This is a genomic window from Nibricoccus aquaticus (genome assembly GCF_002310495.1).
GTDB classification, from domain to species: Bacteria; Verrucomicrobiota; Verrucomicrobiia; order Opitutales; family Opitutaceae; genus Nibricoccus; species Nibricoccus aquaticus.
In genome coordinates, this window is record NZ_CP023344.1 from 3,927,862 (window position 1) to 3,948,565 (window position 20,704).

The window sequence follows — 20,704 nt, forward strand, 5'->3', positions numbered from 1 at the left end:
GCGCGCCGACGATGTCATGAAACAGGTCCGCTTAGGCGGGGCTGCGCGCCAGGGGTGTGGTTCGAAAAACAACTGGAGGCTGGACAATTTCGAGAATAGGTGTGCATATGCACACATTATGAGCAAAGAACTGAATTTTTCCCTCCCGGAGAACTGCGTGTGCTTCAACCTGCGCTGGGTGACGCGGGCGATGACGAAGTTCTTTGATGCAGAAATGCGCAGGCACGGAATCCGCCCCACGCAGGGTACGCTACTCCTCACGCTGAGGGCCAAGGAGAGCTGGAGCATGGCGGACTTGAGCGACGCGCTTGGAATGGAACGCACCACGCTGGTTCGCACGCTCCGGCCGTTGCAGCGGGATGGCCTGGTGATGGCCGAGGGAAGCGGGCGGGGGGGGCGGGTGGAACTGTCGATCACTGCCGAAGGACGTGAGAAGGTTGCGGCGGCGATGCCGGCCTGGCGCGCGGCGCAACGGGCCGCCGTCAAAACGCTGGGCGAGCAACGCTGGTCCGCGCTCCTGGCCGACCTCGAGACGGCGGCGCTGGCTCTCGACAAAGCCTCTTAAAACCCGCCAACGGGCTAAAAAAGAAAACCATTGATTTAACTGTGTATATGCACACCAAGCCAACCAACCAGACCTGGGTTCTCATCACCGGCGCCTCCAGCGGCCTCGGCGAAGAGTTCGCACGCCAATATGCCCAACAGGGCCATCCCCTCGTGCTCGTCGCGCGTCGGCTCGACCGGCTGCAGGCGCTCGCCGAGCGACTGGGGCAGCAGTTCAACGTCGAGGTCATCGTGGAGCAGGTCGATCTGTCGGATATTGCCGCCATCGGCCAACTGCATGCGCGGCTCCGTGGGCGCGGCGTGGTGATCGACATGCTCATCAACAACGCGGGGCACGGCCTGCAGGGGCCGTTCATCGACAGCCAACTCGATGCGGCGCTGGCGATGGTGCAGCTCGACATCGCCAGCCTGACCGCGGTCACCCATGTGTTCGCCCGGGACATGCGTGAACGGCGCCGGGGGAAGATTCTGCTCGTCGCCAGTCTGCTGGCTTACCAAGGGGTGGAGAACTTTGCGGTTTATGCGGCGGCGAAAGCCTACGTGCTGCGGCTGGGGGAAGCGCTGCATCGCGAGCTCAAGCGCGACGGTATCACGGTGACGACCCTGTGCCCGGGCGTGACGGAAACCGGATTCGCTCAAGCGGCGCAGCAAAAGATCACGCCGATCTTGAAGCGGCTTATGATGAAGCCGGAGCCCGTTGTTAGAATCGGGATGCGCGCGTTGGAGGCCGGCCGCATGAGCGTCGTTCCGGGTTTGGGCAATAAAGCGGTCGCGGTTTTCACGTGGGCGACGCCGCGCTGGCTGCACCAGGCAGTGATGTCCCAGACGATGAACGGGTGACGGCACCGACGCATTGCGCACTTTTATGGATACTCTTTCACACAATTCTTCGGGCGCGTCTTTGACGGGGCGACCACGCAGGCCGCAGCCCGCGATGTTCGCCGGACTGCTCGCGGTGGCCGCGTTGAGCGGATGCTCATTGCCGGCGGTCGGTCCTGACTATCGACGCCCGGAAACTCCCACGGCGGGTGGCTACGAAACTATTTCCAGCCAGCGTTCCGCTGATGCTGGCACCCGCATCGCGAGGGAGTGGTGGCGCGATTTTGGCGATCCGACTCTGGACCGTTACGTCACAGCGGCGCTGACGGAAAATCAGAGTCTCAAGGCGGCGGTGGCACGCGTCGAACAAGCGCGCGCGCTGACGGGTGAAGCGCGTTCAGCGTATCTTCCGATGGTCGGCGCGACCGGTCTGGCGACGCGGGAACGCACGTCCGAAACCGTGGATAATCTATTCCCGAATAGTCTCACGACCACTTATCGCCTGCCGCTGACGGTTGCGTGGGAGATCGATCTCTTTGGCCGGGTGCGTCGGCTCAATGAAACTGCGCGCGCTGGTTTTCTCGCGACGCAGGAACTCGCGGAAGCCACGCGCCTGGCCATCGCGGCGGAAACGGCGTCGGCCTACTTCGCTCTGGAGGCCACCGATGAGGAAGTGCGGATCGTGGCTGAGACGCTCGCGTTGCAGAAGGAGATGCTGACGCTCGTCGAAGCGCGTCGCGACGCGGGGCGCGCCACCGATCTCGCGGTCGAGCAGGCGAAGCTGGCGGTGTCGATATCCGAAGCGGACTGCGCTGCCCTCGCGAATCGCCGCTCTTCGTTGAAGAACGGACTGGCTGTTTTAGTCGGACAAGCGGCTCCGGGATTTGAAGTGGCTGAGGGCCGGCAGACGGCGCGCGCGCTCCCGGCGATTCCGGTGGGTTTGCCGAGCGAGTTGTTGATGCGTCGCCCTGATCTGGCGGCGGCGGAAAATAACCTGCGCGCCGCGAATGCGCGGATCGGTGTCGCGAAGTCCGCGTTCTTCCCGGCGATTTCTCTGACGGGAAGTGCTGGATACGCGAGCGCGGCGATCGATGATCTTTTCCTGAGCGACAGCCGGGCATGGGCGATCAGCCCGAGTGTTTACCTTCCTCTTTTTCAGGGCGGACGGAATCGGGCGAACTATCAGCGCAGCCAGGCCACCTACGAGGAGACGGTCGCCGGCTATCGGCAAAGCGTCCTGGTCGCATTTCGCGAAGTGCAGGATGCGCTGACCGCGTCGCAACGACTGTCCGAGCAGGCAGACGCAGTTTCCCGATCCGTGGTGAGCGCGCGCAAAGTCCGCGATCTGGCTGACGAGCGTTATCTCGCGGGCAGCACGAGTTACCTGGAGGTGATCGATGCGCAGCGCACCGCGTTGTCGGTTGAACGAGGTGCGGCGGCATTGGCCGGGCAGCGCCTGATCACGCGCGTCGCTCTCATCCGCGCGCTCGGCGGCGGCTGGGAAACTCCTTCCGCAACACTCTCAAAGTCTAACTGAAGCCTTTCACCGAATTGACCTATGAACTCTCTCCTTAAATCCAACGCGGCCGCGTCTCCGTCTGTCCACACGACGCGGACGCGCCTCATTCCGCTGATCGTTTTAATCTCCGCCGCAGGCGTCACGCTGCCCGGATGCAGTCGTGACGAAGCCACGGTGAAGGACCGAGCAGCTCACGTGGTCCGGGTTGTGCAGATCGATACGGAGCGGCCCGCTTCGTCTGGGAACGTCAACTACACGGGCGTCGTCCGGGCGCGCACCGAAAGTCAGCTGGGGTTTCGGGTGGCAGGAAAGATTTCCGAACGCTTGGTGAACGCAGGCGAGGCCGTGAAGACCGGCCAGCCGTTGCTGAAACTCGACGCGACCGACTACCAGCTCGCGCTGCAAGCCGCGCGCGCGGTCCATAAGCAGGCCAGCCTCGAACTGGAGCGCGTGCGCGTTCTCGTGGAGAAGCGGGCGGAGTCGCGGGATGTTTTGGAAAAGGCGGTCGCCGCTGCGGAAAGCTCTGCCGCGCTGGCGGAGCAACTCGCGAATCAGGCCGGCTACACCACGTTGTACGCGGACGCCGATGGTGTCGTGATGACGACGCTGGCCGAGCCCGGACAAGTGGTCGCGGCCGGACAGCCGGTGCTCGTGCTCGCCAAAGACGGCCCGCGTGAGGCCGCCGTCGATATTCCCGAGCGCTCGCTGGAAAGAATCCGCGGCCAACAGGCTACGGCTCAACTTTACCTGAACTCCGAGGTGAGAGTGCCCGCGACGTTTCGGGAAATCTCGGGCGTCGCCGATCCGGTGGCGCGCACTTATCAAGCGCGCTATGTGCTCGAAGGGGACGCGGCCCAATTTCCACTGGGCGCCACGGTCACGGTTCGTGTCACTGCGGCCGGAGACGATGCGGAGAAGATCACGGAAATCCCGCTCGGCAGTTTGATCGATCGCGGCGATGGCGCCGCGGTGTGGGTGGTCGATGCCACCACTTCGACTCTTCAGAAGCGCGCGGTCTCCATCGCCAAACTCGGAGCGGAAACCGCGTCGATTCGCGACGGGCTCAAGCATGGTGACGTGGTTGTTGCCCTCGGCGCTCAACTGTTGAACCCGGGTGAGACGGTGCGCGTGGCGAAGTCTTCTCCGAAGGAGGCGAAATGAGCCGTTTCAATTTATCCGCTCTGGCGGTCAAGGAGCGTGCCATCACGTTGTTTTTGCTGATCGCGATTGCGGGCGCGGGGTTGCTCGCATTCACGAGGCTCGGTCGCGCGGAAGACCCGACATTTGTCGTGAAGATCATGACGGTCACGGCGGTCTGGCCGGGCGCCACGGCGGGGGAAATGCAGAACCAAGTGGCGGACCGCCTGGAGAAGCGCCTCCAGGAACTCGAGCACTATGACCGTGCGGAGACGACGTCGCGGCCGGGACTGATGACGATGAAGGTTTTTCTGAAGGACAACACGCCGCCGGCGGACGTGCCTGACGAGTTTTATCAGGTCCGCAAAAAGCTCTCCGACGAAGCGCGTTTTCTGCCGCGCGGCGTGCTCGGTCCGATCTTCGACGACGAGTACTCCGACGTGTATTTTTCGCTCTACGCGCTGAAGTCGGCGGATCTTCCGCATCGGGAATTGGTGCAAGAGGCGGAGCGGCTGCGCCAGCGTTTCACCCGCGTGCCGGGAGTTCAGAAAGTGAAACTGCTCGGCGAACAGGATCAGAAGATTTTCGTGGAAATCTCCTATCAACGGCTCGCGACGCTGGGCGTGAGCGCGCAGGCGTTGTTCAGCGCCATCGCGCGGCACAACGACGTGACGCCGTCGGGCTTCGTCGAGGCGGCGGGCCCGCGGGTTTATCTGCGCGTGGACGGTGCGATCACGGACGTGGAGTCGGTACGCGCGATCCCGCTTCCGGTGCCTGGCGCGACGTTGACCGTCGGCGACGTGGCGGAGGTTCGCAAAGGCTACGAAGATCCGCCCAGCAATCTTATCCGCGAAGGCGGCGCGCCCGCGCTGGTTCTTGGTGTGGTCATGCACAAACGCTACAACGGCCTCACCCTGGGCAAGGACCTCGCGGCTGAAGTGGAGCGGCTCCAGGCCGAGATGCCGGTAGGCATTTCGCTTGAGAAGATTTCCGACCAATCCGTGGTCATCAACGCGGCCATCAGCGAATTCATGGTGAAGTTTTTCACCGCGCTGGGGGTGGTGATTTTGGTGAGCCTGCTGGCCCTCGGATTTCGCGTGGGCATCGTCGTGGCGGCGGCCGTGCCGCTTACGCTCGGCGCGGTTTTCCTCATCATGCTCGTGACCGGGCGGGACTTTGACCGCATCACGTTGGGCGCGCTGATTCTGTCGCTCGGTCTGCTGGTCGATGACGCGATCATCGCGATCGAGACGATGGTCGTGAAAATGGAGGAAGGCTGGGACCGCATAAAAGCGGCGGGCTACGCGTGGACGTCCACGGCGGCGCCGATGCTGACCGGAACGCTCGTGACGGTGGTCGGGTTTCTACCGGTCGGCTTCGCGCGCTCAACCGCCGGCGAATACGCGGGAAACATTTTCTGGATCGTCGCCTTTTCGCTGCTCGTTTCGTGGTTCGTGGCGGTGATTTTCACGCCGTACATGGGAGTGAAACTGCTGCCGGACATTCCGGTGAAAGCGGACGATCACCACTCGATCTACGGAACGAAAAACTACGAGCGATTCCGTCGGCTCATCCGGGCCTGCGTCGATCACAAGTGGCTGGCGATGGGCGTTACCGTGGCGCTCTTCGTTGCGTCGGTGTTGGGGATGTCGCTTGTGAAGAAACAATTTTTCCCCAACTCAGACCGCACCGAGCTGACGTTGGAAATTAACCTGCCGGCGGGGTCGGCTTTCGCGACGACGGAGCAAACGGTTCATCGCATCGAGCAAGCACTGGCCGAATTCCCGGAGGCTCAGCATGTCACCAGCTATGTGGGCCAAGGCGCTCCGCGGTTTTTCATGTCGCTGAATTCGGAGCTGCCGAATCCTTCCTTTGCTCAGATGGTCATCCAGACGGAGAATCCCCGGCAGCGGGACATCTTGAAAACCAAGATCCGCGAGCTGGTGGCCGAGGGAAAATTCTCGGAGGCGCGCGTGCGTGTGACGCAGTTCGTATTCGGACCGCCAGTGCCTTATCCCGTGCTCTTCCGTGTGACGGGCGGCGATCTGAATGAGCTGCGGAGGATCGCGGAGGAAGTCCGGCAGGTCATGGCGCAGAATCCGCGGCTTCGCGATGTGCATCTGGATTGGGGCGAGAAAACGCCGGTGCTGCATCTGGCCTTCGACGAAGAGCGGCTGCACTTGCTCGGCCTGAATCCGCAGGATGTCGCGCTGCAGCTTCAGTCGGTGCTTCAAGGCGTGACCGTTTCCCAAGTGAGAAGCGGAGATCGCATCGTGAATGTCCAAGTGCGGAGCCCGAAGCTTGAGCGCGATGGACTGGGGGAGATTGGCGACGTCATCGTTCGAAACGAGCAAGGCCGGTCCCTGCCGCTTCGGCAGATCGCCCGACTGGAAACACGCATGGAGGATGCCGTGCTGAAACGCTACAACCGCGAGCCCTACATCGCGGTGCAAGGCGACGTGATCGATGGCGTGCAACCTCCTGACGTGACGGCGGAGGTGTTGCCCCAGCTCGCGGCGATCAAGGCGCGACTGCCCGACGGCCACCGGATCGACACGGGCGGCTCGGTCGAGGAAAGCGCGAAAGCAAACGACGCTCTCGTGCTGCTGTTTCCCGTGATGATCATCTCGACGCTGGCGTTGATCATGTTTCAGGTGCGTTCGTTCTCCGCCACATTCATGGTTTTCGCCACAGGGCCGCTGGGGTTGGTCGGTGCAGTTCCGACGTTGATCCTTTTCGGTCAGCCGTTCGGCTTCAACGCGATCCTCGGGCTGATCGGCCTGTCGGGAATTTTGATTCGAAATACTCTGATCCTCGTCGATCAGATCCAGCACGATAAGGCGGCGGGGATGTCGGATTACGAAGCCATCGTGGAATCCACGGTGCGTCGCGCGCGTCCGGTCGTGTTGACGGCGGTGGCGGCGATGCTGGCGTTCATTCCGCTGACGCATTCGTCGTTCTGGGGATCGCTCGCCTATGTGCTGATCGGCGGCGTCGGCGCGGGGACGGTGCTCACGCTGCTGTTCCTGCCTGCGCTCTATGCGATCTGGTTCAAGGTGAAGCAGCCCAGACGAAGCAACCATCACGCGGTCAGTGCGGTCTGACTGCGGTGTCGGAGCTGATGCACCTCGATCAAGACGGATTTTTGAGGAAGGCGCGCCAGCCGCCCAAGCTGGTGATGTCGCGGGCGGCGGTGAGGGCGGCGGCTTCGCAGAGGAAGCTTTGGACGGACTCGCCGTCGGCGAGGGTGATGGTGCCGATGCCGAGCGGTGCCGGGATGGCGGATACGAAGTGGCCGTAGGCGGAGACGGGGAGTTCCCAGACTTCGACCTCGATGGCGGCGCCGCCGTCGGTGACGCGGATAAGGCCGGGTTTGGGCGGAGTCGTGCCGGGGAGGGCGAAGAGTTTGTAGGCGGGCGCGGTGGTCGTGGCGCGGACGAGGCGGGCGCCGAGGCGGGCTAGCTGGCCGTTGAGCGGGAGTCCGCTGAGGTGGGCGCCGCAGACGGCGAGTTTTACGGACGGGCCAGAGGGAGCGACGGAGCGGATGGGCGGTTGTTCGCCGAGGAATTTAGCGCCGAGGCGGAGGAGGCGGTCGTCGTGGAAGGCGGGAGCGACCAGTGTGACGCCCCACGGCAGGCCGCTCGGGAGGAAACCGGCGGGGACGGCGACGGCGCAGAGGTCGAACAGGTTCATGTAGTTCGTGTAGTAGCCGAGGTTGCTGTTGAGCTGGATCGGGTCGGCTTCGACTTCGGCGACCTTGTAGATGGTGCCGGCGGTGGGTGTGAGGAGGACGTCGATGTTGGCCCAGACGGATTCGGCGCGGCGGCGGAGGGCGGCGAGTTTGTAGATGGATTCGAAGGCGCTGACGGCGGTCTGGGTGCGGGCGCCCTCGATGATCTTGCGCGTGACGGGGTGGAGGGCGTCGGGGGATTTTTCGATGAAGTCGCGGATGGCGGCGAAGCGCTCGGCGACCCACGGGCCTTCGTAGAGGAGCCGGGCGGCGTCGATGAAGGGCGTGTAGTCGATCTCGACGATGGTCGCGCCGAGGTGACGCCAGCGTTCGATGACGTTGGCGAAGAGTTTCTCGGCGTCGGTGTTGCCAAAGAATTTGAGCTGATCGGCGCGAGGGACGCCGATGCGGGGCGGCCAGGTTTCGTCGGAGACGGGCGGGGTGGCGGGGCGGCTGTAGGGATCTTCGGGGTCGAAGGCGGCGGCGACGGAGAGGACTTCGGCGGCGTCGGCGATGGTGCGCGTGAAGATGGAGATGCAGTCGAGCGTGCGGCAGGCGGGGACAAGGCCGCGGGTGCTGAGGAGGCCGCGAGTGGGCTTGAGGCCGACGAGGTTATTGAAGGAAGCGGGGATGCGGCCGGAGCCGGCGGTGTCGGTGCCCAAAGAAAAACTACAGAGTCCGGCGGCGACGGCGGTGGCGGAGCCGGAGCTGGAGCCGCCGGGGAGGTAGGCGGCGTTGAAGGCGTTGCGCGGCGTGCCGTAGGGCGAGCGGACGCCGACGAGGCCGGTGGCGAATTGATCGAGATTGGTTTTGCCGAGGGGAATGGCTCCGGCTGCGATGAGGCGGTCGACGACGGGGGAAGAGGCGGCGGGTGTGTAGGCGTAGGCGGGGCAGGCGGAGGTCGTGGGGACGCCGGCGAGGTCTATGTTGTCTTTGATCGCGAAGGGCGCGGCGAAGAGCGGGCGTTGCGCGGAGGGGCCGGAGGCTTCGAGGGCGGCGGCGGATTGTTGCCAGGCGGATTTGGGGAGGCGGTGAATCCAGAGCGCGGGATCGGCCCAGGCTTGTTCGCGGTGCCAGATCTCTTCGATGAGCGCGGTGGGGGTGAGGCCCTGGGCGAGGGCTGTGCGGAGGGACGCGAGATCGAGGGCGACGTTGTGCGTGGGCGAGGGTTTCACACCGGGAGCTAAGCGTGTTGTGTGCCGGAGGGGAATCGGAGTTTGGACAGGATTTACGGGATTAAGAGGATGGGCGGCGGGAGGAGTGGACGAGGGACGGGACGGGGAACGCTCAACGTTTAACGCTTAGTGCTCAATTCGGATGCGGACGAGACCGAGGTCGTCCGCTCCAAGGGGAGCGGCGGAGGCGTCGCGCGAGCGCGAGCCCTACGGGGTCCAGGTGAGGACGGAGATTTTTTCGGGCGGGGTTGGGGCGGCGGTGTGGTCGTTGCCGTCGCGTTGCTCGGCGCGTTGGACGAGTATGTGGAATTGCTGGAATTTTTCCCACGCGACGGGATCGAAGGAGGGTTCCCATGCGCCGACGGAATCGGGGGTGAGTTCGGTTTCGCGCCAGACGGAGTCGGGGATGGATTCGCGGGTGGCGATGATGATGCGGCCGGAGCGGGAGTCGTCGCGGTAGACGAGGTGGAGCGAGGAGGTTTTGGCGGAAGATGAAAACAGGAGGAGAGCGCGAGAGATGGGCGGGCGTTTGGTGCCGGTGCCGGCGAGGGAGAATTTATCGGTGCGAGCGGGGCCGGGAATTTGCTGCCAGGTTTTGCCGTCGTGGTGGATGATTTGGAATTGCGGGGCGGCGTCGGGCTTGGGCGACCAGTAGCTGACGATGGCGGGGTTGCTGGCGGAGTCGGTCGTGATGAACGGCGGGTTCATGAGGTTGGAGTTTTGCGGGATCAGCGCGGCGTACTCGGCTGAGGCGGCGGTGATGGGCAACGCGTAAGACGTGGAGTCGCTCTTGGTCCAGGAGAGGCCGCCGTCGGTCGAGCGGGCGTAGGCGAGGTCGTGATTGCTGGCGACGTCGGGGGATTCGCGCCAGTTCCAGGCGAGGTGGAGGGTGCCGCGCGCATCGACGGTCATGGCCCAATAGGGGCTGCGCTGGCCTTCGCCGCTGATGAGGTCGGGTTGAACGGTGCGCCAGGTCTGGGTAGCGGTGTCGTAGCGGTTGAGAACGAGAGAGCCCTGGCCGGAGCGGCCGTCGCGGTAGAGGAAGAGGAGATCGCCGGAGGGAAGGGGGAAGAATTGCGGGTAGGTGACGCGGGCTTCGCGCTGGCCGGTCATCGGGGATTTCGTGGCGAGTTCGAGCGAGCCGGGAGCGACGGATCGGGCGTAGTTGAGCGGGTTGCCATGGTGATCCCAGGAGACGTGGAGGAAGCCGGCGCCGTCGATGGCGAGGCTGATGGAGTTGTGGGCGTCGGCGACGTTGCCGCGATGGGATGTGCGGTGAGTTTCCCAGGCGGAGGGCTGTGTATCTGAATTCAGGGCACGGCGGGCGAGGACCATGAAGCCATCGACGTCATAGAAGGCAGTGAACTGCTGGCCGTTGTGAGAGGCGATGGACTGGCGGATGTTGGCGACGACGTTGACGGAGCTACCGGCAAAGGCGTTGCCGGCGATGGGGGAGCGCTGGAGTGTTCCAGCGGCTATGGCCGAACCGGGCGCGAGAGCTATCAGTGGCAGGAGCGAGAGGCCAGCCAGGAGAAGGCCGGTGTGAAAGCGATGCACTGTGCGCATGGGGGAGTCACATGTTGTAGTCTTCAGAGGAATGAGCCGAGGTTGTTTTAGAGAAACTCTGATCGGGACGTCTTCGGAGTCTTTGATGCGTTGAGACTTTTTGTGACACCTCCGTGACAGCCTCCCGATGGGGTTTCTGGCAGGATGGAAATGTGAACATCATCTCTCCACTCCCCTCCACCCTGCTTGCGAATATGTCCTTCGAAACGCCCGCTCTCCTCGCCCGGCTTTGGTCCCGACTGGTTCTCGCAGCGGTCTTTGTTTTATGCGGCTTGGTCAGTTCGTTCGCCGCTGAGCCCAATCTTCGCTTGGAAGCAAAACTCAAGGACTGGACTCAACTAGCGCAAACGTGGGCGTCTTCGCCTGAGGTTTTGACCGCGGTTCGGGCTCAGAACAAAGGGCTGTCTCCATTGCTTCAGGGTCTTTCACGTGAGAAGTGGGCCGCTCTTGAGGGCAGTAGTGACGTGTTGCGCACACTCCGGGCAAATGATGCGGCGAAGTTCATGCGAAGGGAGAAAAGTATTTTTATCTCTGAAGCATTTGTGAACGACGCCGCTGGCAACAAGGTGGCGATGCTCGAGAAGACGACAAATTGGAACCATCATGGTGCGGCGAAGCACGATGAACCGATGGCCGGAAAGATTTACTGCGGTGCCATCGTTTATGACGAGTCGAGTGCCGCCAAAGTGGTCCAGATCGCAGTACCTGTGCTCGATGACGGTGTGCCGATCGGTTCGCTCGTGCTGGGGATCAATGTGTACGAGCTGGCGAAACAGTGAACTGTGCACTGTGCCCGGAGGTCATCGCAAAGGATTCAGTGCTTTTCTGTTTTTGCGTCGGTCGCATTTGCTTCGCGCGTACGTAAGTCTTGGGACGCTGCGAGGGCGATGACGCGGCCTTGTTCGCCGACGGCGCAGTAGAAGTGATAGACGACGCCGTCGTGTTTCATGATCCAGGGCTTGTGCGCGAAGTCTTTGTCGTAGGGCTCGCTCGGCTCGATGAGGTGCGGGCCTTCCCATTTCGTCCAGTGGACGAGGTCGTAGGAGACGGCGAAGGTGTCGAAGGCTTTGGGCTTATAGAATGCGCCGAAATAGAACATGACCCAGGCGTCGCCGATCTTGGTGATTTGTGGATCGCCGCTGATGGCCCACGCGGAGGTGCCGATGTTGGCGACGACGGGACCGTGGCCGAAGCGGCGCCAGTTGCGGAGATCGTCGGAGATGGCGATGCCGATGGTCTCAATGCCGCGCAGGGGGGACTTGCCGTTGTAGAACATGACGAACGGCGCACCGAGGGTGCGCTGCTCGTCGCGGATGATGGCGCTCTTGTAGAGTGTGGTGTGTTCGAAGTCGCGTACGTCGGGCTGGTGCGGCGAGAGGACGGGATTTTCCGGGAGGCGTGACCATTCTTTGATCGCGGTCGGGTCGTCAGTGTTAGCGAGTCCGATGGCGAGCGGGTCGGGTTCGTAGCCTTGTTGAGCGCCGCCGATGTAGGAGAGCCAGTATTTGCCGTCGTGTTTGGCGAGCTCGTGTGAGCCGTCCCATTTCGTGTCGTAGAGCGCGAGACCGCCGTCGCCCTGCCAGGCGTCCCAGCCCTGTTTGGAGAAGGGCAGGATTTTTCCAAGGCGCGTCCAATGCAGCAGGTCGTCGCTGACGGCGAGGTGGGTTTCGTAGCCGACTTTATCTTTGTTCGCGACGAACATCATGTACCAGCGGCCGCCGTGGCGGAAGACGTTGGGGCAATCGATGAGTTCGCCGTCCTCGGGTTTGAGGATCACGCCGTATTTGAACGGAGTTTTCACCTCGTCGTAGATCTGCTGCATGACCGCGCTTTTCACGAGGCGCGGCTTGGCGGCGGGGAAGGGGATGACGGTGCGGGTGGCGGGGGCGGGTGCTGGCGATTCGGAAGAAGAGGAGGCGGTGGCCGTGGATGCGCGGGCGAGCGGAAGAAGTGCGAGCGAGGCGGCGAGCAGAGCCAAGGGGCGGGCGGTGGAAAAACGTGAGCTCATGACGGGCGAAGTGTGCCCGGGATTTCGTTACGCTCCGATGATGAGGGCGAGGGAAAAGGTGGCGACGGTTTGTCCGATCACGGGCGGATGATGGCGATGATGTCGCCGGCGTTGACGGGTTTTCCTTCGGTGCAGCGGATTTCGACGATCTCGCCGGGCTCAGTGCTAAGGACCGAGATTTCCATTTTCATGGATTCGAGAATCGCGAGTGGTTGGTCGCGGGTGATTTTATCGCCGACAGCAGAGGTAATTTTCCAGACGTTGCCGGGGACTTGGGCGGTGATTGCGTTGCAACCGGCGGGGATAGCAACGGCGTCGGTCGCGCTGGAGGCGGCGGATTCGTTTTCGGCGGAGAAGTTGAGCTGGCCAGAGAGTTCCCAGCGGTGACGTTCGGCGTCGAAGGAGGCCTGTTGTTTGGTTTTGAACGCGGTGATCGACGACGCGTTGTCGGTGAGGAATTTTTGGTAGTCGCGCAGGCGGAAGGTTTGTTCTTCGACGCGGAGTTTGTGGCGGCCGAGCGGGAAATCTTCGCGAAATTTGAGGAGCTCTTTCGGACTGCACTCGTAGAAACGAACCTGGTCGAAGAAGCGGAGGAGCCAGGGCTTGCCGTCTTTGAAGTCGGCGGTTTGGCGCCAGCGGTTCCACATCTGGACGGTGCGGCCGATGAATTGGTAGCCGCCGGGGCCTTCCATGCCGTAGACGCACATGTAGGCGCCGCCGATGCCGACGGCGTTTTCGGGCGTCCAAGTGCGGGCGGGGTTGTACTTGGTAGTGACGAGGCGGTGACGCGGATCGACGGGCGTAGCGACGGGAGCGCCGAGGTAGACGTCGCCGAGGCCGAGGACGAGGTAGGAGGCGTCGAAGCAGATGCGTTTAACGTCGTCGATCGAGTCGAGGCCGTTGATGCGGCGGATGAACTCGATGTTGCTCGGGCACCACGGGGCGTCCTTGCGGACGGTCTGCATGTATTTGCGGATGGCCAGGAGCGTTGACTCGTCTTCCCACGAGAGTGGCAGGTGGACGATGCGCGTGGGGACTTCCATGTCGTCGATGGACGGCAAGTGGCGCTCGGCGGAGATAAGAGTTTCGAGGAGGCGCTCGATGGGGAGGACGCGGCTCTCGTAGTGAATCTGGAGCGAGCGGATGCCGGGCGTGAGATCGAGCAGGCCGGGCGTGTGGTTGCCGGCGAGCCACTGCATGAGAGCGTGGACGCGGAAGCGGAGGTTGAGATCGAGGACGAGCGGGCCGTATTCGACGAGCAGGTACTTGTCGCCGGAGCGGCGGTAGGCGACGGCGGGCGTGCCGGGTTTTTCCTCGATGCGGTGGAGGACAGGGGCCTCGCGAAGGAGCGAGGGTTGCGAAGGGGAGACTGTCTTAAGAGCGGGAAATGAAAGTGATATGGCTTGGAGCGTTTCGATGGACGCTTCCTGAGCGGCTTCACGGATGCGGGCCTCAGCGGCGGTGACGACTTGGAAGCGGATTTTGTCGCCGGGTTTGAGCTGGCCGATTTTCCAGAGGTCGGCGGCGATGATGGTAGCGGGACAAACGAAGCCGCCGAGGCTCGGGCCGTCGGGGCCTAGGATGATCGGCATGTCGCCGGTGAAATCGATGGTGCCGATGGCGTAGGCGTTGTCGTGGATGTTGGACGGATGCAGGCCGGCCTCGCCGCCGTCTTTGCGCGCCCAGCGGGGTTTCGGACCAATGAGGCGGACGCCGGTACGGGCGGAGTTGAAGTGGACCTCGTAGGTGGAGTCGAAGAGATCGACGATGTCTTCGGGTTGGAAGAAGTCTGGTGCGCCGTGCGGGCCGTAGAGAACCGAGATGTCCCATTCGCGGGTGTGCGCGGGGATTAGTTCGGCGGGAAGCGCGGGGAGTTCAGGCGTAGTTGAATTGGACTCACCGAAAACGGGACGGGTGTTGACGCGAAGTACGTCGCCCGCGCGGAGGGCGCGGCCGGCGTGGCCGCCGAACTGGCCGAGGGTGAAGGTGGCTTTGCTGCCGAGGTAGTCGGGGATGTCGAAGCCGTGGCGGACGGAGAGGTAGGCTCTCATGCCTGCGCCGGAGATCGTGCCGGTGCGGAGGGTTTGTCCGCGGCGGACGGTCTGCGTTTGCCAGAAGGCGAGCGGCTGGTCGTCGAGGGTGGCGTTGGTGGTCGCGCCGGTGAGGGCGATGATGGCGTCGGTGTTGAAGATGAGCGACGGGCCGGTGAGTGTGATTTCGAGACCGGCGGCGGAAGGCGGATTGCCGACGAGACGGTTGCCGAGGCGGAAGGCGAGGGCGTCCATCGGGCCAGAGGGCGGGACGCCGACGTCCCAGTGGCCGAGACGACCGGGATAATCTTGGACGGTCGTCTGGGTGCCGCCGTCGAGGACGGAGATCGTGGGCGCGGTGTAGGGGAGTTTTTCGAGGAAGCGCGTGGTGACGCGACCGGCGCGGAAACCGTCGGAGGCGGCGATCTGGCGGAGGTAGAGGAGGTTGGTTTCGAGGCCGGAGACGTGGGTGTCGGCGAGGGCTTGTTCGAGGCGGGCGAGGGCTTCGGTGCGGTCAGCGCCGCGCACGATGATCTTGGCGATCATCGGATCGTAGAACGGGCTGACTTCGCTGCCGCGGGCGATCCAGGTCTCTATGCGCGCGCCACGCGGGAAGGTCATCTCGGTGAGCGTGCCGGTGGCGGGCTGGAAATTTTTACCCGGATCTTCGGAGTAGAGACGGACTTGAATCGAAGCGCCGGAGGAGGCGCGTTTGAAGGAGGAGAGATCGAGTTCGCCGGCGGCTTGTTTGATCATCCACTCGACGAGATCGATGCCGGTGACTTCTTCGGTGACGCCGTGCTCGACCTGGAGGCGGGTGTTTACCTCGAGGAAATAGAATTCGTTGGTGGCGTCGTCGTAGACGAACTCGACGGTGCCGGCGGATTCGTAGCCGACGGCGCGGCCGAGTTTTTCGGCGCAGTCGAGGAGGCGTGTGCGCGTTTCTTCGGGCAGGCAGGGCGCGGGGGTTTCTTCGATGATCTTTTGATTGCGGCGCTGGATGGAGCATTCGCGTTCGCCGAGAGCGACGACGTGGCCTTTGCCGTCACCGAAGATCTGGACCTCGATGTGGCGGGCGCGCTCGACGTATTTTTCGAGGTAGATGCCGGAGTCTTTGAAATTGCTGCGGCTGAGCCGGTCGACGGTGGCGAAGGCTGCTGCGAGGTCTTCGGGTTTCCAGATGAGGGACATGCCGATGCCGCCGCCGCCGGCGGTGCTTTTGAGCATCACCGGAAAGCCGATACGCGTGGCTTCGCGGAGTGCTTCGTCGGCGGAGGAGAGCAGGCCGGTGCCGGGGAGGAGCGGGACGTTTTGCTGCTGGGCTACTTCGCGGGCGGTGTGCTTGAGGCCGAAGCGGCGCATCTGGTCGGGCTTGGGGCCGATGAAGACGATGCCGGCGGCGGCGCAGGCTTCGGCGAAGGCGGCGTTTTCGGAGAGGAAACCGTAGCCCGGGTGGATGGCTTGAGCGCCGGTTTCGCGGGCGACGGCGAGGATTTTTTCGGCGACGAGGTAGCTTTGCGCGGCGGGCGGTGGGCCGATGAGGACGGCTTCGTCGGCCTGGTCGACGTGGAGCGAACCGGTGTCGGCCTCGGAGTAAACGGCGACGGACTTGATGTTCATGCGCCGCAGCGTGCGCTCGATGCGGCAGGCGATGGTGGCGCGGTTGGCGATGAGGACTTTGGTGAACATGACGGACGAAAGGCGGATGATTTAGTCTGGAACTCTGGAAGGCTGGAACGGAGAGCGGAACTGTGTGCGATGCCGAAGGGCTGTGTGCTTTTTCCAGAGTTCCTGAGTTCCAGATTTGAATTCTTCAGGAGTTCCAGATCAGGACTTCGATGGGGGTGGGGTTGTAGGCGTTGCAGGGGTTGTTGAGCTGGGGGCAGTTGGAGATGATGCAGATGACGTCGCGCTCGGCGCGGAGCTCGACGTATTTGCCCGGGGCGGAGAGACCGTCGGCGAAGGTGAGTTGTCCGTCGGGGGTGACGGGGACGTTCATGAAGAAGTTGATGTTGCAGGTGATGTCGCGCTTCCCGAGTTCGCAGCCGCACTCCTGTGCGCCGCGGATGAAGCTGTCTCGGCAGGCGTGCATGAACTCTTTTTCGTGGGCGTAGCGCATGGTGTTGCTCTCGCGGGAGCAGGCGCCGCCGAGGGTGTCGTGGCGGCCGCAGGTGTCGGCGGTGATGGTGAGCAGGATGTCGCCTTCGGTGGACATGAGCTGCGTACCGGTCGTGAGGTAGAGCGCGCCTTGGTGGCGGATGGTGTCGGACGCGCTGTAGCGGTTTTCCGGATTCGCGGCGTCGAGGAAGAGGGTGTCGGCAGCCTGGTTTCCCTCGAGATCGACGATGCGGAAGGTCTGGCCGCGGCGGATGGTGTGGGCCCAGTAGTCGCCGGCGAGGACGGTGGTGCGGTAAGCGGCGTTGGCAGGAGAAAGGGAACTAGAGGTCATGACCGGAGGGCGTGGTAGAGCTCGGTGGTTTCGAAGGCTCGGACGTTTTCGGGGCGGGAGTTGCGGCAGGGGTCGTCGAGCGCGGGTGGTGGCGAGGCGAATACTTCGAGTTGGACGTTGCGCGGGTGGTAAACCGGGTCGGGGTCGAAGGGGTGCTGGCAGGTGTTGAGGACGACGAGGGTGTTCATCTCGAAGCGGAGTTCGATGAGGTCGCCGGGCTTGGAGTTGTTGGGGACGAAGGTGAGGCGGCCGGTGTCGTCGGAGACGAGTTTGCTGAAGAGGTTCAGGTTTGGAACGAGGTCGCGTTTGCCGAGGTCCCATTTGGCGAGCTCGATGAGGAAGCTTTCGTGGGCGTTGCGGTGATAGTCGTTGCGGGCGGCCTGGTAGGTTTTTTCGCCGTACCTGGCGGTGACGGATCTTTTGTCGGAGCAGCCGCTGACGGTGTCGTGCCAGCCGACGGTGTCCTTGGTGATCGAGGCAAGGATGCGGCCCATGTCGGAGTGGAGGCAGTAGGGTGCGCGGAGGTAGAAGATGTGCTGGCCCTTGAGGGTGTCGGGGAGGTTGTAGCGCTCGCTGGGGAGGTCGGCGTTGTAGAGGAGAAGGCCGACGTTGGCGCCGCCTTCGAGGTCGGTGAGGCGAAGGGTTTTTCCACGTCCGATCACGCCGGACCACAGGCCAGAATGGGTGAGGGTTTTTGAGAGAATGAGGGGCGGTGTGGCGGCGGACATGGCGGCGGAGGAGATTTTTTAATCTGGAACTCAGGAAGGCTGGAAAAAGGCGGGAGGATGCGGAGTTGGTACTGGATTAAGAGGAATGATAAAGTGTTACAAAATGATCGAAAAGTATTATTGCTGAGGCAAGGCAGTAGGGGGGCGAAGGAATGAAATTTTTGGATCGTGAAGTCCGGCTATCAGTAGCCGGTGCTCTAGAGCTAGTGCGCTCTGCCTCAGAGTAGAGGCGGCATGGCTGAGGCGGTGAGGTTCAGCTTGCCGTTTTTGACGCCGCGGGCGGTGACGAGTTCGTCGGCGAGCTTTTGGAGTTCGCGGGCCGGGCCCTGCACGAGGAGGACTTCCATGTAATTATGGTTCTCCAGGTGGACGTGCATGCTGGTGACGACCATGAGGAAGTACTTGTGCTGGATGGCGGCGAGGCGTTGCTGGAGGCCGCGCTGGGTGTGGTCGTAAACGAGGCTGATCGTGCCGGCGACGGATTCGGTGCCGAGCTGGCTGGCGTATTCAACAAGTCCGTCGCGGGCGAGAGCGGCGACGGCCTGGGAGCGGCTGGCGTAGCCGCGGCGGGCGACCATGGTGTCCAACTCGTCGAGGAGGCTTTCAGGGAGGGAGACGCTGAAGCGGGTGATCTTGTCGGACTTTTTTTTCTTGGTCATGGGCGCGGCGGCAGTTGGGGAAGGAATGCGGCGGGCGGTAGCGGAGGGCGAGTCTGTTGAGGGGGAAAACATTTGGCGTGAGGCGGGGACGGCGGGGAAATTTTCAATGTGGAAATCGGGAAGGCTGGAAAAAGGCGGATGATTTATGGGGAGGGTACGAAGACGGATAGGTGGCGGTGGGGCGGATTTTTAACCACAGATGTCATGGATGGGAACGGATGCGGAATGGACGTCGATGTCTGGGACGGGATCGCGGTGTGAAGCCGCTTCTACAATTTGGAAGCGCGTGATCATTCGACGTCGTCGCCTGCTTGGGTGAGGCGGATGATGGGGAGGTTTTCGGTGGAGGTGGGTTCGGTGGCGGAGGTGGCGGGTGGGTGGATGAGGGCGTCGAGGCGGGCGCGGGTGGCGAGGAATTCGGGAGAGGTGAATTGCGAGGGATCGCGAGGGCGGGGGACGGGGACCTCGATGAGTTCGTTGATGCGGCCAGGGTTGGCTTTGAGGACGAGGATGCGGTCGGCGAGGTAGATGGCTTCGTCGAGGTCGTGGGTGATGAAGAGGATGGTGACGTCGACGTTCTTCCAGATTTGCAGGAGGTGTTTCTGCATCTGGGCGCGGGTCTGGGCGTCGAGCGCGCCGAACGGTTCGTCCATGAGGAGAATGCGCGGGTTGTTGGCGAGGGCGCGGGCGATGGCGACGCGCTGCTTCATGCCGCCGGAGAGTTGGTTGGGGTAGGCGTCGGCGAATTTGGAGAGGCCGACGAGGCCGAGCCATTGCAGGGCGTCGCGGCGGGCTTCGGCGTAATCGGTGCCGCGCATGAGGGGGCCGAACATCACGTTTTGCATGACGGTTTTCCACGGGAAGAGCGTGTAGCCTTGGAAGACCATGCCGCGGTCGGGGCCGGGGCCGTGGACTTCTTTGCCGTCGAGGAGGAGTCGTCCGGAGGTGGGTGTATCGAGTCCGGCGAGGAGGCGGATGAGCGTGGATTTGCCGCAGCCGGAGGGGCCGAGGATGCAAACGAACTCGCGGCGGTGGGTGACGAAGTTGAGATTCTCGATTGCGGTGGTTTCGGTGCCGTCGGGTTTGGAAAAGCGGCGCGTGAGGTTTTCGACGGTGAGGACGACCGGGCGCTCTTTGAGTTTGGCGAAGCGGACGGCGACGGAGGGGGATTGGGCGCGGTAGTCGGGAAGCGGTGACGTGGACGGAGAGGTGGAGTGGGAGGTGCTCATGAGCGGGCCTCCGTGGATGCGGGCGAGATGGCGGGGGATTTCGGAGACGCGGTGAGCGGTGTCTGGCGGCTGGAGAAGAGGCGGACGATGAAGGCGCGGAGGCGGCTGGGGCGCTGGGTTTCCCAGGGGAAGAGGCGCTTGCCGATGAAGGCGAGGATCTGGTCGGTCGCGAGGCCGAGGAGGCCGATCATGATGATGGCGGCGTAGACGTTTTCGAAGTTCCGGTACTTGGCCTGTTGATTGATGAAGAAGGTGATTCCCGAACTGACGCCGACGACTTCGGCTACGATGAGGTAAGTCCAGGCCCAGCCGAGGAGGATGCGGGTGTCGGTGTAGAGCTCGGCGAGTTTCGAGGGGACGATGACGTGGAGGACGAGTCGGAAGCCGCGGCAGCCGAGGGTTTGCGCGGCTTCGAGGAGCGAGGGATCGGTGCGGCGTATCGTGTTGGCCACGACGAGGACTTGCTGGAAGAAGGTGCCGACGAAAATGATGGCGATCTTCGGGGCGTCGTTAATGCCGAGGACAGCGACGGCGAGGGCACCGAAGGCGGGCGCGGGCATGTAGCGGATGAAGTCGATGACGGGCTCGCTGATGCGCGACCAAAGGGCATAGGCGCCGCATAGAATGCCGAGCGGGATGCCGATGGCGGAGGAGATCAGGAAACCCCACGCGATGGTCTGGATGGAGCGCCAGAGACTTTCGTGGAGCCAGACGTCGCCGCGGAGTTTGGGCTCGGTGGTGAAGGCGGTGTAGAAGGCCTGGGCGACTTTGTGGGGCTCGGGGAGGAAGACGGGATTGGCGCGGGTGCCGGTGGCAGCGGGTTGGTTAGCGGCGAGGGCTTTGGCGTTTTCAGTGGCGAAGACGGCGCGTTCGACGAGGAGGCCGGGGCGGAACCAGGAGACGCCGCCGGGGGACTCGACGCGGATCATCGGGTGCCAGATGAATGGGGTGTAGCTGACGGCGCACCAGAGGATCAGGGGGAGCGTGAAGGAGAAGAGGCCGAGGAGAAAGCGGCGGCGAGAAGTGAGCGGGTGCTGGATCGCGAACCAGGGGGAATTCGACATCGGTTGTCGGGGCGGAGGTGGAACGCG

General features: G+C 63.3%; 15 protein-coding genes. 6 read left to right on the forward strand and 9 right to left on the reverse strand.

Translation table 11 applies throughout. The annotated features are described in order from the left end of the window. Positions 1–118: 118 nt before the first annotated feature. The 5 genes from CMV30_RS15890 (at position 119) to CMV30_RS15910 (ending at position 7,143) form a co-directional block, all read left to right on the forward strand. Entirely contained in the window at positions 119–565 is a 447-nt protein-coding gene (locus CMV30_RS15890; protein WP_138223331.1) for a MarR family winged helix-turn-helix transcriptional regulator, read from the forward strand. 47 nt (positions 566–612) lie between these two features. Then, positions 613–1,404 (forward strand): SDR family NAD(P)-dependent oxidoreductase, encoded by a 792-nt coding sequence (locus CMV30_RS15895; protein ID WP_096056938.1) that lies wholly within the window; start codon positions 613–615, stop codon positions 1,402–1,404. Between the two features lie 94 nt (positions 1,405–1,498). Then, positions 1,499–2,920 carry an efflux transporter outer membrane subunit gene (locus CMV30_RS15900; RefSeq protein WP_175414912.1) on the forward strand — a complete coding sequence of 474 codons (1,422 nt, stop codon included), beginning with the start codon at positions 1,499–1,501 and terminating at the stop codon, positions 2,918–2,920. Positions 2,921–2,941: 21 nt separating this feature from the next. Then, a complete protein-coding gene (locus CMV30_RS15905; RefSeq protein ID WP_096056940.1) occupies positions 2,942–4,063 on the forward strand; it encodes an efflux RND transporter periplasmic adaptor subunit in 1,122 nt (373 codons plus the stop codon). Then, positions 4,060–7,143 (forward strand): efflux RND transporter permease subunit, encoded by a 3,084-nt coding sequence (locus CMV30_RS15910; RefSeq protein ID WP_096056941.1) that lies wholly within the window; start codon positions 4,060–4,062, stop codon positions 7,141–7,143. Before CMV30_RS15905 ends, CMV30_RS15910 begins: the two co-directional genes overlap by 4 nt. Positions 7,144–7,171: 28 nt before the next feature. Here the strand turns inward: CMV30_RS15910 and atzF are convergent, their stop codons facing one another. After that, positions 7,172–8,944, reverse strand: coding sequence for an allophanate hydrolase (gene atzF, locus CMV30_RS15915; protein ID WP_096056942.1), 1,773 nt, complete (start codon positions 8,942–8,944; stop codon positions 7,172–7,174). A 207-nt stretch (positions 8,945–9,151) separates the two neighbouring features. Further along, positions 9,152–10,510, reverse strand: coding sequence for a BNR repeat-containing protein (locus CMV30_RS15920; protein WP_096056943.1), 1,359 nt, complete (start codon positions 10,508–10,510; stop codon positions 9,152–9,154). A gap of 152 nt (positions 10,511–10,662) precedes the next feature. Between CMV30_RS15920 and CMV30_RS15925 the strand changes: the two genes are divergently transcribed. Continuing rightward, positions 10,663–11,289, forward strand: coding sequence for a hypothetical protein (locus tag CMV30_RS15925; RefSeq protein WP_138223333.1), 627 nt, complete (start codon positions 10,663–10,665; stop codon positions 11,287–11,289). 35 nt (positions 11,290–11,324) lie between these two features. On the opposite strand, the gene CMV30_RS15930 is transcribed toward CMV30_RS15925, so the two are convergent. From CMV30_RS15930 to CMV30_RS15960, 7 genes are all read right to left on the reverse strand, one after another. After that, positions 11,325–12,518, reverse strand: a complete 1,194-nt coding sequence (locus CMV30_RS15930; RefSeq protein WP_096056945.1) for a glycosylase — start codon at positions 12,516–12,518, stop codon at positions 11,325–11,327. A 77-nt stretch (positions 12,519–12,595) separates the two neighbouring features. Beyond that, positions 12,596–16,237 (reverse strand): urea carboxylase, encoded by a 3,642-nt coding sequence (gene uca, locus CMV30_RS15935; RefSeq protein WP_096056946.1) that lies wholly within the window; start codon positions 16,235–16,237, stop codon positions 12,596–12,598. 124 nt (positions 16,238–16,361) lie between these two features. Then, complete coding sequence (locus tag CMV30_RS15940) at positions 16,362–16,997, reverse strand: urea amidolyase associated protein UAAP2 (protein WP_096056947.1); 636 nt, start codon at positions 16,995–16,997, stop codon at positions 16,362–16,364. Further along, entirely contained in the window at positions 16,994–17,725 is a 732-nt protein-coding gene (locus CMV30_RS15945) for an urea amidolyase associated protein UAAP1 (protein ID WP_096056948.1), read from the reverse strand. The genes CMV30_RS15940 and CMV30_RS15945 overlap by 4 nt, the downstream gene beginning before the upstream one ends. A gap of 218 nt (positions 17,726–17,943) precedes the next feature. Beyond that, entirely contained in the window at positions 17,944–18,384 is a 441-nt protein-coding gene (gene nikR, locus CMV30_RS15950) for a nickel-responsive transcriptional regulator NikR (RefSeq protein WP_096057822.1), read from the reverse strand. Positions 18,385–18,674: 290 nt separating this feature from the next. Beyond that, a complete protein-coding gene (locus tag CMV30_RS15955; RefSeq protein ID WP_096056949.1) occupies positions 18,675–19,613 on the reverse strand; it encodes an ABC transporter ATP-binding protein in 939 nt (312 codons plus the stop codon). Further along, positions 19,610–20,677 carry an ABC transporter permease gene (locus CMV30_RS15960; protein ID WP_096056950.1) on the reverse strand — a complete coding sequence of 356 codons (1,068 nt, stop codon included), beginning with the start codon at positions 20,675–20,677 and terminating at the stop codon, positions 19,610–19,612. The genes CMV30_RS15955 and CMV30_RS15960 overlap by 4 nt, the downstream gene beginning before the upstream one ends. Positions 20,678–20,704 lie beyond the last annotated feature (27 nt).